Below are 14,463 nucleotides of genomic sequence, written 5' to 3'. Positions count from 1 at the left end.
CGGAACCTTTCCCTCGGTGTGGATGAAGCAGTCGGTGCAGCCGGCTCAGCGGCGCGACATGTAGATGTCGAGGGCCTTGTGCAGCAGCTTGTTGAGCGGGAAGTCCCACTCGCCGAGGTACTCGGCAGCCTGGCCGCCCGTGCCGACCTTGAACTGGATGAGACCGAAGAGGTGGTCGCTCTCGTCCAGCGAGTCGCCGATGCCGCGCAGGTCGTAGACGGTGGCGCCCAGCGCGTAGGCGTCCCGCAGCATCCGCCACTGCATGGCGTTCGACGGGCGCACCTCGCGCTTGTGGTTGGCGGAGGCGCCGTAGGAGTACCAGACGTGCCCGCCGACGATCAGCATCGTCGCGGCGGCGACGGCCTCGCCCTCGTGCACGGCGAAGTACAGCCGCATGCGGTTGGGGTCCTCGGAGTTGAGGGCCGTCCACATGCGCTGGAAGTAACTCAGCGGGCGCGGGCGGAACTTGTCGCGCTCGGCGGTGATCTCGTACAGGTGCTGCCAGGTGGCCAGGTCCTCGTAGCCGCCCTGGACGACCTCGACGCCGGCCTTCTCGGCCTTCTTGATGTTGCGGCGCCACAGCTGGTTGAAGTTCTTGTGGACGTCCTCCAGCGAGCGGTTCGCCAGCGGCACCTGGAAGACGTAGCGCGGCTGGACGTCGCCGAAGCCGGCGCCGCCGTCCTCGCCCTGCTGCCAGCCCATCCGGCGCAGCTTGTCGGCGACCTCGAAGGCGCGCGGCTCGATGAAGGTCGGCTCGACGTCGCGCAGCCGCTTGACGTCCGGGTCGGCGATGCCGCCCTTGATCGCGTTGGCGTCCCAGCGCCGGATGACGACGGGCGGGCCCATCTTCACCGAGAAGGCGCCCTGCTGCTTGAGGTGGGCCAGCATGGGCTGGAGCCAGTCCTCGAGGTTCGGGGCGTACCAGTTGATGACCGGGCCCTCGGGGAGGTAGGCCAGGTAGCGCTTGATCTTGGGCAGCTGGCGGTAGAGGACCAGGCCGGCGCCGACCATCTGGCCGGTCTTGTCGAACCAGCCCATGCTCTCCGAGCGCCATTCCGCCTTCACATCGGCCCACGCCGGCACCTGCATGTGACTCGCCGCGGGCAGGCTCTGGATGTACGCCAGATGCTGCTCTCGGCTGATGGTCCTCAGGGTCAGGCTCATTGCGGGGCGCTCCTCGGCAGGTGTGTCCCCAGGGTCGGGGCTCCGGCTCTCGCGCCGAAGCCTACTGCGACGGTGGAGCGACCCGTTTGGCCGTACGGCCCTGCGGCCCCGTCCGGGCCCCGGCCCGCACCGGGCCGCGGGGCCTGGTGCGGGCCGGGGAGAGCCGGCCGGAGCGGGCTGCCGCTAGCCGATCAGGCCTCCGAACGGCCCGCCGTGCGCGATGCCCAGGAAGAGCCCGATGGCCGAGGCGCCCAGCCCGATGATCAGCAGGAAGCGCTCGCCCGTCGTGGCCGAGATGAACTGGCCCCAGGCGCCGCTGAGCACGCCGGCCAGTCCGGTCCACGAGCTGAGCAGATGGAGATTGCTGAATGCGGAGGAGATGAAGGCGACGGCGCCGAGCACGACCGTCACCGCGACGAAGGTGTTCTCGACGGGATGGGTCTTCCCGTCGCTGTTGAGAACGGCATTGACCAGCGCGCGGGGGCCGCGGGGCTGCCGTACCGCCTGTGTCATGTGCTACCTCCTGAAGGCAGGCGGCGCTGTGTAGCGCCGGTCACACCCGACGGGTCCAGACTGCGGTGCCCGGCAGCCGGATTTCAACCGGACGCCGGAGTGCGGGTACTGTGTACGGTCTGCACCGGTGTCTGCCCAGACCCAGCTTCGGTCCTACGGGCAACCCGCGGGACTTCCGCTGAATGTCAGTGTCGGCCGATACCGTTGCTTACGCATCACGACCCTCCTGCCACGGATCGACCGTGGCCGCTGAGTCCAAAGGAGGTGGGTTCCACATGCGTCACTACGAGGTGATGGTCATCCTCGACCCCGATCTCGAGGAGCGCGCTGTCTCCCCGCTGATCGAGAACTTCCTCTCCGTCGTCCGTGAGGGCAACGGAAAGGTCGAGAAGGTCGACACCTGGGGCCGTCGTCGTCTCGCTTACGAGATCAAGAAGAAGCCCGAGGGCATCTACTCGGTCATCGACCTTCAGGCCACGCCTGAGGTCGTCAAGGAGCTCGACCGCCAGATGAACCTGAACGAGTCGGTCCTCCGGACCAAGGTCCTCCGTCCCGAGACCCACTGAACCCCAGCGGTTCAGAGGTAATCGGGCTGCATCGCAACGAGTAGCAACAAGCAGCCAGCAGCACACCCGCCGAGAGGTTCATCCATGGCAGGCGAGACCGTCATCACGGTCGTCGGCAATCTCGTCGACGACCCCGAGCTGCGCTTCACCCCGTCCGGTGCGGCGGTCGCGAAGTTCCGCATCGCGTCCACTCCCCGCACCTTCGACCGCCAGACCAACGAATGGAAGGACGGCGACAGCCTCTTCCTGACGTGCTCGGTGTGGCGGCAGGCGGCGGAGAACGTCGCCGAGTCGCTTCAGCGCGGCATGCGCGTCGTCGTGCAGGGCCGCCTCAAGCAGCGGTCCTACGAGGACCGCGAGGGCGTCAAGCGCACGGTCTACGAGCTCGACGTCGAAGAGGTCGGGCCCAGCCTGAAGAACGCCACGGCGAAGGTCACCAAGACCACCGGTCGCGGTGGCCAGGGTGGTGGCTACGGCGGCGGCAACGGCGGTGGCCAGGGCGGCGGCTGGGGCTCCGGCCCCGGCGGCGGCCAGCAGGGCGGCGGCGGGGCTCCCGCCGACGACCCGTGGGCCACCGGCGCTCCGTCCGGCAACCAGCAGGGCGGCGGCGGAGGCGGCTGGGGCGGCGGCTCCGGCAACTCCTCCGGCGGCGGCTACTCGGACGAGCCGCCCTTCTAGGCCCGTACGGGCCCGGGCCGGCCGCACGGCCGCCCGAGGGCGTCAGCACAAAACTTCTTGATTCCACAGGAGAGAGACAATGGCGAAGCCGCCTCCGCGCAAGCCGAAGAAGAAGGTCTGCGCGTTCTGCAAGGACAAGACCGCTTACGTGGACTACAAGGACACGAACATGCTGCGGAAGTTCATTTCCGACCGCGGCAAGATCCGTGCCCGTCGCGTGACCGGCAACTGCACTCAGCACCAGCGTGACGTCGCCACGGCCGTGAAGAACAGCCGTGAGATGGCGCTGCTGCCCTACACCTCGTCCGCGCGATAAGGGAAGGGTGACCAACTAATGAAGATCATCCTCACCCACGAGGTCTCCGGCCTCGGTGTCGCCGGCGACGTCGTGGACGTCAAGGACGGCTACGCCCGCAACTACCTGGTCCCGCGCGGTTTCGCGATCCGCTGGACCAAGGGTGGCGAGCAGGACGTCGCTCAGATCCGCCGCGCTCGCAAGATCCGCGAGATCGCCACGATCGAGCAGGCCAACGAGATCAAGGGCCAGCTCGAGGCCGCCAAGGTCAAGCTGGCCGTCCGTGCCGGCGACGCCGGCCGCCTGTTCGGCTCGGTGACCCAGGCCGACATCGCCTCGGCGATCAAGGCCGCCGGTGGCCCGAACGTGGACAAGCGCCGCGTCGAGGTCGCTGCGCCGATCAAGACCCTGGGTGCCCACCAGGTGTCCGTGCGTCTGCACGCCGACGTCGTCGCCAAGCTCGGCGTCGAGGTCATCGCTGCCTGATCGCAGCACTGGCAGTGAAGGGCCGCACCCCGCAAGGGGTGCGGCCCTTCCGCCGTTCTGTGCCGCTTGGCGCGTCACGAGCCGGACGCGCGCACCGCTCCCGTGACCATCCAGCGCCCGGAGCGGGTCCGCAGCCACAGGGTGGCCAGCCGGACGGCCATCATCAGCGTCATCGTCCACCACAGCGCGGTGAGGCCGCCGCCCAGCCCCGGCACCAGCAGGGCGACGGGGGCGAAGACACCGAGCGTGACCAGCATGGCCCGGGCCAGGTACGGCCCGTCGCCCGCGCCCATCAGCACGCCGTCCAGGACGAACACCACCCCCGCCACCGGCTGGCTCACGGCCACCACGAGCAGGGCGGGCAGCAGCGCGTCCCGGACCGCGGGGTCCGAGGTGAACAGCGGGACGAACAGCGGCCGTCCCACCACCACGAGCAGCCCCAGCACCAGCCCCGAGGCGATGCCCCACTGGACCATGCGGCGGCACGCGGCCCGGGCGCCCGCGGGGTCGTCCGCGCCGAGGTACCGGCCGATGATCGCCTGCCCGGCTATGGCGATCGCGTCCAGCGCGTAGGCCAGCAGGCTCCACAGGGTCAGCACGACCTGGTGGGCGGCGATGTCCTCGTCGCCGAGCCGGGCGGCGACCGCGGTGGCGATGAGCAGCACGGCCCGCAGCGAGAGCGTCCGGACCAGCAGCGGCACGCCCGCCCGGGCGCAGGCCCGGATGCCCGCGGCGTCGGGCCGCAGCGAGGCGCCGTGCCGCCGCGCGCCCCGGACGACGACGGTGAGGTAGACGGCGGCCATGGCGCACTGTGCGATCACGGTGCCCCAGGCGGAGCCGGCGATGCCGAGGCCGGCGCCGTAGACGAGGGCGAGGTTGAGGCCGGCGTTGGCCGCGAAGCCGCCGACGGCGACGAGGAGCGGGGTGCGGGTGTCCTGGAGGCCGCGCAGCACGCCTGTGGCGGCGAGGACGGCCAGCATGGCGGGAATGCCCAGGGCGCTGATGCGCAGGTACGTGACGGCGTAAGGGGCCGCGGTCGGGGACGAGCCGAAGAGCCCGGCCAGCGCGGGCGCCGTGAGCAGCACGGCGGCCGTGACCGCGGCCCCGAGTATCAGGGCCAGCCAGATGCCGTCCATGCCCTGTCTGATGGCGGCGGGCAGGTCACCGGCGCCGACGCGGCGGGCGACGGCTGCGGTGGTGGCGTAGGCGAGGAAGACGAAGACGCTGACGGCGCTGGTGAGCAGGGCCGCGGCGACGCCGAGCCCGGCGAGCTGGGGGGTGCCGAGATGGCCGACGATCGCGCTGTCGGCCATGACGAAGAGGGGTTCCGCGACGAGCGCGCCGAAGGCGGGCACGGCGAGGGCGAGGATCTCGCGGTCGTGCCGGCGGGGGGTGCGCCGCCCGAGCGCGGGGGCCTGGGTCACGGGGCCGTCCAATCGTCGCCGTCCAATCTTCCACAGGTAAGCAGTCCCTCTACTGTAAGCCCCTTACTTTCCCGGGTTGAGTGTGATCTTCTCTGCGCCGTTTGTCGCGATCTCCGGGCGGCTGCGAAAGTTTTTCTCCTCAACAGCCAGTGGATGGCATCTGTGCAGGTCAGAAGGGTGAGTCGCGGGTGATTGTGTGTTTGTCCACAGCGGTTTCCCCCGCACCGTGCACAGGTTCCGGGGGGTTCTCCACAGGATGGGGCCCGTCATCCACACCGCCTGTGGATAACCAGATTGGCTGACGGTGCCGACGGGCCTACCGTGGACCGGCGCCCCACGCCTGTCCCGGCCGCGAACCGGACCCCGCGACAACCGGAGTCGGGCGTCCTGATTGTCGGAGCCGTGCCGTAGGAATGAGGGGCACGCCGAGGTCCGCCCCGCGGACGGGAGGAGGTGGCAGGGTGAGCATTCACGAGCCCATGGACGACCCTTGGGCCGACAGCGGCCCCGGCGACCGGCTCCCGGTCTCCCGCCCCCGCCGTGGTGAGGGCAAGGGCGGCGGCCGCGGCGATCAGCACGAGCGCGGCGGCGAGGAGGGCGGCTGGGAGCGGGGCAGCGGCTTCGAGCGCGTCCCCCCGCAGGATCTCGACGCCGAGCAGTCCGTCCTCGGCGGCATGCTGCTGTCCAAGGACGCCATCGCCGACGTGGTCGAGGTCCTCAAGGGCCACGACTTCTACCGCCCGGCCCACGAGACGGTCTACCAGGCCGTCCTCGACCTCTACGCCAAGGGCGAGCCCGCCGACCCGATCACCGTCGCGGCGGAGCTCACCAAGCGCGGCGAGATCAACCGCGTCGGCGGCGCGGCCTATCTGCACACCCTGGTGCAGTCCGTCCCCACCGCGGCCAACGCCGAGTACTACGCCGAGATCGTCCACGAGCGGGCCGTGCTGCGCCGCCTGGTCGAGGCCGGCACCCGCATCACCCAGATGGGATATGCGGCCGACGGCGACGTCGACGACATCGTCAACAACGCCCAGGCCGAGATCTACGCCGTCACCGAGCAGCGCACCAGCGAGGACTACCTCCCCCTCGGCGACATCATGGAGGGCGCGCTCGACGAGATCGAGGCCATCGGCTCGCGCAGCGGCCAGATGTCCGGCGTCCCCACGGGCTTCAGCGACCTGGACGCGCTCACCAACGGCCTCCACCCCGGCCAGATGATCGTCATCGCCGCCCGTCCCGCCATGGGTAAGTCCACCCTCGCGCTGGACTTCGCGCGGGCCTGTTCGATCAAGCACGGCCTGCCCAGCGTGATCTTCTCCCTCGAAATGGGGCGCAACGAGATCGCGATGCGTCTGCTGTCGGCCGAGGCGCGGGTCGCCCTGCACCACATGCGCTCGGGGTCGATGACGGACGACGACTGGACGCGCCTGGCCCGCCGGATGCCCGACGTCTCGGGCGCCCCGCTCTTCATCGACGACTCGCCGAACCTGTCGATGATGGAGATCCGCGCCAAGTGCCGCCGCCTGAAGCAGCGCCAGGACCTCAAGCTCGTCATCATCGACTACCTCCAGCTGATGCAGTCCGGCGGCGCCCGCCGCCCCGAGAGCCGTCAGCAGGAGGTCTCGGACATGTCCCGTAACCTCAAGCTCCTCGCCAAGGAGCTCGAGGTCCCGGTGATCGCGCTGTCCCAGCTGAACCGTGGTCCCGAGCAGCGCACGGACAAGAAGCCGATGGTCTCGGACCTCCGTGAGTCGGGTTCGATCGAGCAGGACGCCGACATGGTCATCCTGCTCCACCGCGAGGACGCGTACGAGAAGGAGTCGCCCCGCGCGGGCGAGGCCGACATCATCGTCGGCAAGCACCGTAACGGCCCCACGGCCACCATCACGGTGGCCTTCCAGGGCCACTACTCGCGCTTCGTGGACATGGCGCAGACCTGATCTCCCCGTGTAGGGTCTCAGATTCCGCTTCATAATCTCAGGGCTGACTGCATATCAGCAGCACTTATGCAGCAGCTTTGAGACTCGCTGTTCAGTGCACTCGCTCTTCCGGGTGAACGGGCCCGGGACTTGCCCACCTCCTGTCTGGTGGGTTGGCATCTTGGCGTACAGGGCATCGCCGGGGTGGGGGTACGTCATGAGCGATTTGGCTGTCACGGCCAGCGTTCGCCGCTGCGGAGGCGGGGTGGCCGAGGACCTCCCGTGGCACACCATGTCGGCTGGTCTTCTGAGCTCGGCTGCTCCGTGGCGGACGTTTCGTTGGCACAAAGGGCAGAAGCACTATTCCGGCATGTACTGGTCGGCGACGACGCAGGATTACGTGATCTATGAGTCGCGTCTGGAGCTCGCACGGCTGCTGTTCGCCGACTTCGATCCTGCGGTGCGTGGCATCGTGGCCCAGCCGTTTCTGCTGAAGGTATTGGCGGAGGGCCAGGCCCGCAGGCACATCCCGGACTACTGCTTGCTCACTGAGGACGGCCCAGTGGTCGTGGATGTCAAGCCGCACCGGCGGCTGTCGAAGCCCGAGGTGGCATTCACGTTCGCGTGGACCCGGAGGGCCGTGGAGTCGCGCGGGTGGCGCTACGAGGTGTGGAGCGAGCCACCAGAGGCGGAGCTGGAGAACATCCGCTTCCTGGCCGGCTATCGCCGTGGGTGGCTGTTCACGCCGGAGATCCTTGAAGAGTTGCGCCGTGCTGACCTGGACGGCGTCCCGCTGGGGCAGGCAGCTCAGAGGCTGCCCGGTCGACCCGGGCAGAGTGTGCGAGCCGCGATCCATCACCTGCTGTGGACCCACGAGCTGCACACGGATTTGACCGAACCTCTATGTCCGTCAAGGGTGTTGAGGAGGACGGCATGAGTAGTGCGGGAGCCCGCGTTGGTGTCGGCACGCGTTTCCGCTACGACGGGGAGACCGTCGAGGTGGTCGAGGTGGCCGCGACGACGGCAGGCAATGAGGTGGTCCTGAAGGATGACCGGGGACGTGTCCGTCGGCTGACTCTGAAGGAACTGCTGTTCTCCGACCGTGCGGATGTGATCCCTGAGCGAGCCGGTCCGGCGGCTGACGATATTGAGGAGATCGCCTCGGTCGTGCTGGGCCAGTTACACGAGGGCGAACGGCAGAAAGTCCTGGATCGGGCTGAGCACGTCCGCGAAGTCTTGACGGGATACCGCTCCGGCAGCCCTGAGCTGGCACGCGAGGACGAGCCACGTCCTGAGTACGCGCCCGGCAAGCCAGCGGAGACCAAGTACGCGGCCAAGGCCAATGAAGTGGGCATGTCGGTCCGCACGGTGAAGCAGTGGGTTGCCGACTTCCGCCAGCACGGGGAGGCCGGGCTTGCGCCGAAGAGGAAGCCGTCGGGAAGGTTGCAGCCCTCGGCCGATGACCGGTGGGTGGAGACAGCTCTGGAAGTGATGGTCGAGCACACAGACCAGTCGCGACCGTCGCGGACGTTGGTGATCGAGCGGACTCGTGCCCGGGTGATCGCCCGGTTCGGTCCCGATGTGGTGCCGCAGCCGAGTCGGGCGACGGCGTTTCGGATTTTGGAAGAGCTAGAGCGGCGGCATCCGTTGTTCCGGCTAAGTACGAAGCGGAACCGGGACATCGCTGACCGGCCGGAGGGGCCTTACGGGAAGCTGCGGCCGACGAGGCCGGGCGAGTACCTGCTGATGGACACTACGCGGTTGGACGTGTTCGCGTTCGATCCGCTGACACTGAAGTGGGTGCAGGCCGAACTGACGGTTGCGATGGACTGGTACACGCGCTGTATCACCGGGATTCGGCTCACCCCGGTGTCCACGAAGGCAGCGGATGTGAGCGCGGTGCTCTACCAGTGCTTCCGCCCGCGGCCGGCCGGGCGGGACTGGCCGCGGCACGCGGTCTGGCCCGAGCACGGCATCCCGCGCACGGTCCTTGTCGATGTCGAGGGAGCTACCGGGCCTGGGCTGGCCTCTCCGCCACTGGTCCCCGAGACACTGGTAGTTGATCACGGCAAGGTCTATGTTTCGGAGCATCTGACCAGCGTCTGCCGCCGGATGGGCATCTCGATTCAGCCCGCGAGGCTTCGAACGGGCCGCGATAAGGGGCCGGTTGAGCGCTTTTTCCGCACCCTGCGCGAGGGGCTACTACAGGTCTTACCCGGCTACAAAGGCCCCGACATCCACTCCCGCGGTGAGAGCCCAGAAGATGATGCGTTCTTCTTCCTTGACGAGTTGGAGGCGATCATCCGGGAGTGGACCGCGGCTTGCTATCACTCGCGACCGCATTCCAGCCTGGTCGATCCGGGCCTGCCGGAGATGCGGTTATCCCCGGCGAAGATGTTCGAGCATGGGATGGCGAGAGCCGGCTACATCGAGGTTCCACGGGACCGTGATCTCGCCTTTGAGTTCCTGCCCACGAAGTGGCGCACAATCCAGCACTACGGGGTGGAGATTGAACGCCGTCGTTATAGCGGCCCGGGCCTGCCTGAACCTGGCATCCGCAGCCCTTACGACAGCCCGGTGAAGAACGGCTGGCCGTTCCAGGTAGACCCAGATGACATCACCCGCATCTACTTCCGCGATACTGACCGTCACTGGCACACCCTGACCTGGGAGCACGCACCCTCGGCACGGATGCCGTTGAGCGAGGAAGCGCTGGCGTTCACTCGGAAGCTGGCCGTCGCGAAATACCGCTATCCCGACGACAAGCTCGCCGTCGCCGATCTGCTTGAGCGCTGGAACTTGGGGCTGGGCACCACGCTCGCCGAGCGGCGCATGGCCCTGAGGCTCTCCCGTGAACAGGCCGCGATCGAACTTCCGGAAACCGAGTCGGAGACAGTCGCTTCGCTTCCGTCCGTCCGCAAAGCCCTCGGACAGGGCGCCGAACCGGCAGAGCACGAAACGCTGGGACCAGAGCCAGTGGCTGAAGCGGGCGACGATGACGAGGCCGATCTGGAGGACTTCGCCGACGAGAAAGACTTCTACGCCGATGCCCTGGAGGACGTGTGAGCACGGCCGGTCTGTCGCAAGGGCTGGGCAACCTGGCGCTCTCGCGAAAGGAGGACTTCAAGGCGTTCGCTCAGGCTCCGCGCCGCAGCCAACCCGAGGCGCTGACAAGGGCCGAGCTGAAGGCCCTGGGCAGGGACGCGAGGGCCGAGTTCGACCTACGGCGGCGGGAATGGCACGCGAACATCGGCCCGCTCAAGACCCCGCAACTGGCCGAACTGCACGAGGATTTGTGGGCATCGTCGACAGCAACCTCCAGGACGGTGACAAGGCCAAGGGAGCCGTGGCCATTGACGCTTTTCCCGGGCTGGGCAAGACCACCTCGGTCCTTGCGTTCGCCCGCGAGTTCCACCGCAGAGAAATCGCCGAGCGGGGCGAGTTCACCGACCAGGGCCACGAGCGCCTTCCGGTCTGCCGGGTCGGCCTGACGGGGAGCACCGGCATGAAAGACCTCAACCGGGCCATACTGGAGTTCTTCGGTCACCCCGGTCGCAACCGCGGAACGACCGCTCAGTTCGGCCAGCGGGCTCTGGACTGCGTGCTGTCCTGCGAAGTCCGCCTGCTCGCCCTCGATGACCTGCATTTTCTGAAGTGGAACCAGCGCAACGGCATCGAGGTCAGTAACCATCTGAAATGGATCGCGAACGAGTTCCCCGTGACCTTGCTGATGATCGGCGTCGGCCTCGCGGACAAGGGCCTGTTCAGCGAAGGCGACGCCAGACGGGACGCGGCGCTGGCACAGACCGGGCGCCGCACCACCCGGTTGGGAGTCCGGCCCTTCACGATCAAGTCCGAGGCCGGCCGCCGGGAATGGCGGCAGATGCTGCTGGCCCTGGAACAACGCGTGGTTCTGGCCGACAAGCATCCTGGCATGCTCGCAGAGGAGTTGTCCGACTACCTCTTCGCCCGCAGCACCGGGCACATCGGCTCCTTGATGACTCTGATCAATCGCGGCTGCCAGCGGGCTGTCCGCAGTGGCGCCGAGCGCCTGGACCGTGACCTGCTCGACGGCGTGAAGAACGACGAGGCATCGGAGGCGGCCCGCAAGGGACTCGAAGCGGCACTGGAAAACCGGAGGTTGACCAGCCATCCACACTCCCGCCGCCACAAAGTCGCATGAACACGGGCGTCCGGACCCTGCCGATCCGGCTGATGCCTCTGCCTGGAGAGGCACTCGATTCCTGGCTGGAGGCCCTCGCCCGCAGGCTGGACAGCCCGCTCGGGGAGGTACTGCATCACCTCGGACTGCCGGCCCGGACCAGGCACGGGGATCACCTGCGGGGCATCCCGCCGGACTGGACGATCCTGCTGGACACGGAGCAGACAGCGGCCATCGCGCATGCGAGCGGGCTGGACGAGCAGATGGTCACGGGCATGACGCTGGCGCACTACGACGGGCGGGCCCTTCGCATCAACTTCGAGCGCCGGTACGTCAACCGCTGGGTGCTCTGGGGCCGAGGTGCCGGTTCGCGGTTCTGTCCGGACTGCCTTAAGGACAGCAGCGGCCGCTGGCAACTCGCCTGGCGTCTGGGCTGGTCCTTCGCCTGCCCACTGCACCTGCGGCTGCTCGCGGACTGCTGCCCTGATTGCGGGCGCATCCCCAGGCAACGGCCCCGATCCGGACGGGTTGTCCCCCATCCGGCTCTTTGCGGCACCCTCTCTGAGAGACCGGGACGTCCGCCTTCCGGAGGCTGCGGATTCGATCTGACACAGACCCGTACGCTCCGACTGCCCGCCCGGCATCCCGTGCTGTCGGCCCAGGAACGGCTGCTGGACGTCATCGATGTCGGCACTGCCGCTTTCGGCGCCTACGCACCCAGCCCGCAGCCGACCGATGTGGCGCTGGCGGACATCCGGGCGATCGCCGGCCGTGTGCTGACCGACCTTCCCGAGCAGAACATCGAGAGCCTGTTGCCGCCCGACATCACGCAGGATTACGCCACTACCGATCCCGACTCCCAGCTCGCCACACGTGCTGCGGAACGACCAGGATTCATGGCCCCGCCCCGGGCAGTGAGCGCGGCCGTCGCAGTGACCATCGCCCTGCACGTCCTGGAGCAGCCCGACACCCACCAAGCGGGAAAACGGATGCGCGAACTGATCGAAGCGATGCGCGAGGAACTCTGGCAGGTCAGTGTCACCAGTATCGACAGCTGGGGACGCGGCCTGAGCCCGGTGCTGAACGCGGTGCACCTGGCAGCACTCGCGCCCTCACTGCGGCCCAGCGAACAACTGCGTTGCCGCACCTCCTTCCCCATGCCCAGACGGCCGGTGAAGACGGACCGGGACATCGCACGACGGGCACGGAAGATCCCCAGCATGTTCTGGTCGTCATGGACCGTCCGGCTCACCCCCGACGCTGGCACCTACCCCCGCATCCTCGCGCCCGTGATGGCCGCCAGCCTGCTGATTATCGACGGCAGGGTCAGCCTCGAAGACGCTGCCCGGCGCCTGGCCGGAGTCACCGGCGGCATCGAAATCTCCCGCATCCTGCAACGACTCGACGACCAGCACCACTGGACCAACACGATTACAGCCCTCGTCCGACTCGCCGATCACCTCGATGCCACCGAGGTCCCCATCGACTACCAGCGTCGCCGCCGCCTGGACTACTCCCGTCTGCTGCCGCACGACCGCTGGCAGACCATCTGCCGCCGCACAGGCACGCTCCCCGGCAGCGGACGCCGTGAACTCCTAGTCCGCAGCCTGCTCTTCCAACGCATCAGCGGACTGCCCGCCGAAACCACCCCCCAGCACCACCGCCTCGACGAGCCCGTCTTCCGGGCCGAAGCCGTCCGTTTCGCTGCCCTGCAGACTCCCGAACTGGCCCACGAACTACACAGGGAGGCCGAGGCATTTCTCGCCGGACAGGACATCCACGACGAGCCCGTGACCTGGCAGCCGCCCACTTTCCTGATGGACGGTCTCGACCTGCCTGGGCCCGATCCAGCGCTCATCGACGTACCACACCTGCACCAGCTCGTCCGACAGTGCAAGAGCCCCGTCCGGAACGCGGCCCTGACCCTCGGCACCAGCATCGAGGCCATCCGACTGGCCTTGGACGAACAGCCAGCACCCCCACTCCCGCAGACAAAGAACGTGGCCAGGGCCACGGGGCGCATCCGATTCAATGCCCGCCAGCAGGTGCCGAAGGCGACCTTCGTCCGTCTCTACCTTGACGAACATCGTTCACTCCAGCAGATCGCCGACCACACCGGCTTCTCCCGCCGGGTGCTGACTGATCTCGCCCGTGAGTACGACATCCCGCTGCGTGATGGTCCCCAGGACTACAAGCGGCGCGGAACCATCGACCGTGACTGGCTCATCGAGCAGTACGTTGTTCGCCGAAGAACCCTCCCCGACCTCGCCAGGGAGAAGGGCATGAGCACCGCGAACATGGCCCGCTGGGCTCACACCCACGACATCCCTCTCCGGCCACGCGGAGGAGCAAGCCACGAAGCCACCCTCCGCGCTGGCGAGCAAGCCAATCACACCCCCGCAATCCTGCGTGATGCTCTCACGAGCCCTTATGGGCAACAGCGACTTGAACGCTTCGTCGCTGCCCTGTCCTATCCCACGATCGGCGAGGCAGCCCGGTCTCTCGGCACCACACAGCCTGCCTTGACGACCCAGATCATCCGCCTTGAGCGCGACCTCGGGCAGCCCTTGCTTGAACGCGCTGAACGCGACCACGGCATGAAGCCGACGTCCTTCGGGGAGCGGGTGGCGGATGCGGTTAAGGAAACTACGTTGCTGTAATGAAAAAGTGCCACTGTGTTCAAAAGCATGACATCGCTTGGCTGTGTTGGCATCCTTGAGTACATGTCCAATGACGCTCACACATGCCCTGCTGATGTCTGGTCAACCCTGAATGAACGTGAGCTGTCGGCTTTTCAATCCTTCATGAAGTGGCAGAATCGGCAGGGCAGAGAAGCCGTGTTTCGCGGCTCGCCAGAAGCTTGCCCTCACTTGCACCCCTATGCGGCTCCCGTCGACGGATTTTTCGAAATTAACGGGGTTTCGTTTTATGTCGACACTACGGTGTTAAAGCTAAGGGAGGAGCAACTCCCAAGGGTTATGCAATCGACTCACCAGCTGCTGGGGTCGAAGCTAGAGGAGCTGATTTCATCTCACGCTGGCGTTGGGCTCATTGTTGATCTCGCGCCACCTTTCGGGCTTGTCCGCCAAAAGCCTAGGACCCGATACGCGGAGCATGTGCTGATGCTCGCCAAACGTGCCATCGACACTGTGGGATCAGAGTCGGAGCCATTTAAGACACACGATGATGCCCAGCCATTGGATGTCTCCGTTCGCCTTGTTCCATTGTGCGTCCAGAGACCGGAGGTTGATCG

Annotated in this window: 13 protein-coding genes; 10 read left to right on the top strand and 3 right to left on the bottom strand. The window is 67.5% G+C overall.

From position 1 onward, the window contains the following. Window positions 1–45: 45 nt before the first annotated feature. Together ACLHRZ_RS15080 and ACLHRZ_RS15075 are read right to left on the bottom strand one after the other, a co-directional pair. Window positions 46–1,164 carry a lipid II:glycine glycyltransferase FemX gene (locus ACLHRZ_RS15080; RefSeq protein ID WP_490418930.1) on the bottom strand — a complete coding sequence of 373 codons (1,119 nt, stop codon included), beginning with the start codon at window positions 1,162–1,164 and terminating at the stop codon, window positions 46–48. A gap of 183 nt (window positions 1,165–1,347) precedes the next feature. After that, window positions 1,348–1,677: a hypothetical protein gene (locus tag ACLHRZ_RS15075; RefSeq protein WP_451420984.1), complete on the bottom strand. Its 330-nt coding sequence runs from the start codon at window positions 1,675–1,677 to the stop codon at window positions 1,348–1,350. A 275-nt stretch (window positions 1,678–1,952) separates the two neighbouring features. Between ACLHRZ_RS15075 and rpsF the strand changes: the two genes are divergently transcribed. The 4 genes from rpsF to rplI all read left to right on the top strand — a co-directional run bounded on the left by rpsF (window position 1,953) and on the right by rplI (window position 3,702). Beyond that, a complete protein-coding gene (gene rpsF / locus ACLHRZ_RS15070; protein WP_049719052.1) occupies window positions 1,953–2,243 on the top strand; it encodes a 30S ribosomal protein S6 in 291 nt (96 codons plus the stop codon). 84 nt (window positions 2,244–2,327) lie between these two features. Further along, window positions 2,328–2,921, top strand: a complete 594-nt coding sequence (gene ssb / locus ACLHRZ_RS15065; protein ID WP_490418929.1) for a single-stranded DNA-binding protein — start codon at window positions 2,328–2,330, stop codon at window positions 2,919–2,921. Between the two features lie 79 nt (window positions 2,922–3,000). Then, window positions 3,001–3,237, top strand: coding sequence for a 30S ribosomal protein S18 (rpsR, locus tag ACLHRZ_RS15060; protein ID WP_004950692.1), 237 nt, complete (start codon window positions 3,001–3,003; stop codon window positions 3,235–3,237). An 18-nt stretch (window positions 3,238–3,255) separates the two neighbouring features. After that, on the top strand, window positions 3,256–3,702 hold the full coding sequence (rplI, locus tag ACLHRZ_RS15055; protein ID WP_490418928.1) for a 50S ribosomal protein L9: 447 nt from the start codon (window positions 3,256–3,258) through the stop codon (window positions 3,700–3,702). 74 nt (window positions 3,703–3,776) lie between these two features. Here the strand turns inward: rplI and ACLHRZ_RS15050 are convergent, their stop codons facing one another. Continuing rightward, the gene (locus tag ACLHRZ_RS15050) at window positions 3,777–5,126 is read right to left on the bottom strand and encodes an MATE family efflux transporter (RefSeq protein WP_490418927.1); all 1,350 of its coding nucleotides are present in this window, start codon (window positions 5,124–5,126) and stop codon (window positions 3,777–3,779) included. 461 nt (window positions 5,127–5,587) lie between these two features. Here ACLHRZ_RS15050 and dnaB point away from each other — a divergent pair, with 461 nt between their 5' ends. The 6 genes from dnaB to ACLHRZ_RS15020 all read left to right on the top strand — a co-directional run. Then, the gene (gene dnaB / locus ACLHRZ_RS15045) at window positions 5,588–7,069 is read left to right on the top strand and encodes a replicative DNA helicase (protein ID WP_490418926.1); all 1,482 of its coding nucleotides are present in this window, start codon (window positions 5,588–5,590) and stop codon (window positions 7,067–7,069) included. 244 nt (window positions 7,070–7,313) lie between these two features. Then, the gene (locus tag ACLHRZ_RS15040) at window positions 7,314–7,985 is read left to right on the top strand and encodes a TnsA-like heteromeric transposase endonuclease subunit (protein ID WP_490418925.1); all 672 of its coding nucleotides are present in this window, start codon (window positions 7,314–7,316) and stop codon (window positions 7,983–7,985) included. Continuing rightward, window positions 7,982–10,114, top strand: coding sequence for a TnsB C-terminal domain-containing protein (locus ACLHRZ_RS15035; protein ID WP_490419155.1), 2,133 nt, complete (start codon window positions 7,982–7,984; stop codon window positions 10,112–10,114). Before ACLHRZ_RS15040 ends, ACLHRZ_RS15035 begins: the two co-directional genes overlap by 4 nt. A gap of 229 nt (window positions 10,115–10,343) precedes the next feature. Beyond that, window positions 10,344–11,231 carry an AAA family ATPase gene (locus tag ACLHRZ_RS15030; protein WP_490418924.1) on the top strand — a complete coding sequence of 296 codons (888 nt, stop codon included), beginning with the start codon at window positions 10,344–10,346 and terminating at the stop codon, window positions 11,229–11,231. Then, window positions 11,228–13,870, top strand: a complete 2,643-nt coding sequence (locus tag ACLHRZ_RS15025) for a TniQ family protein (protein ID WP_490418923.1) — start codon at window positions 11,228–11,230, stop codon at window positions 13,868–13,870. Before ACLHRZ_RS15030 ends, ACLHRZ_RS15025 begins: the two co-directional genes overlap by 4 nt. Window positions 13,871–13,933: 63 nt before the next feature. Next, window positions 13,934–14,463 (top strand): hypothetical protein (locus tag ACLHRZ_RS15020; RefSeq protein ID WP_490418922.1); only part of this gene is annotated, 530 nt, incomplete at its 3' end.

The sequence above is a fragment of the Streptomyces sp. AM25 genome, from assembly GCF_058146165.1.
Note: the sequence above shows the minus strand (reverse complement) of the source record. Positions and strands in the feature narration are given on the sequence as shown.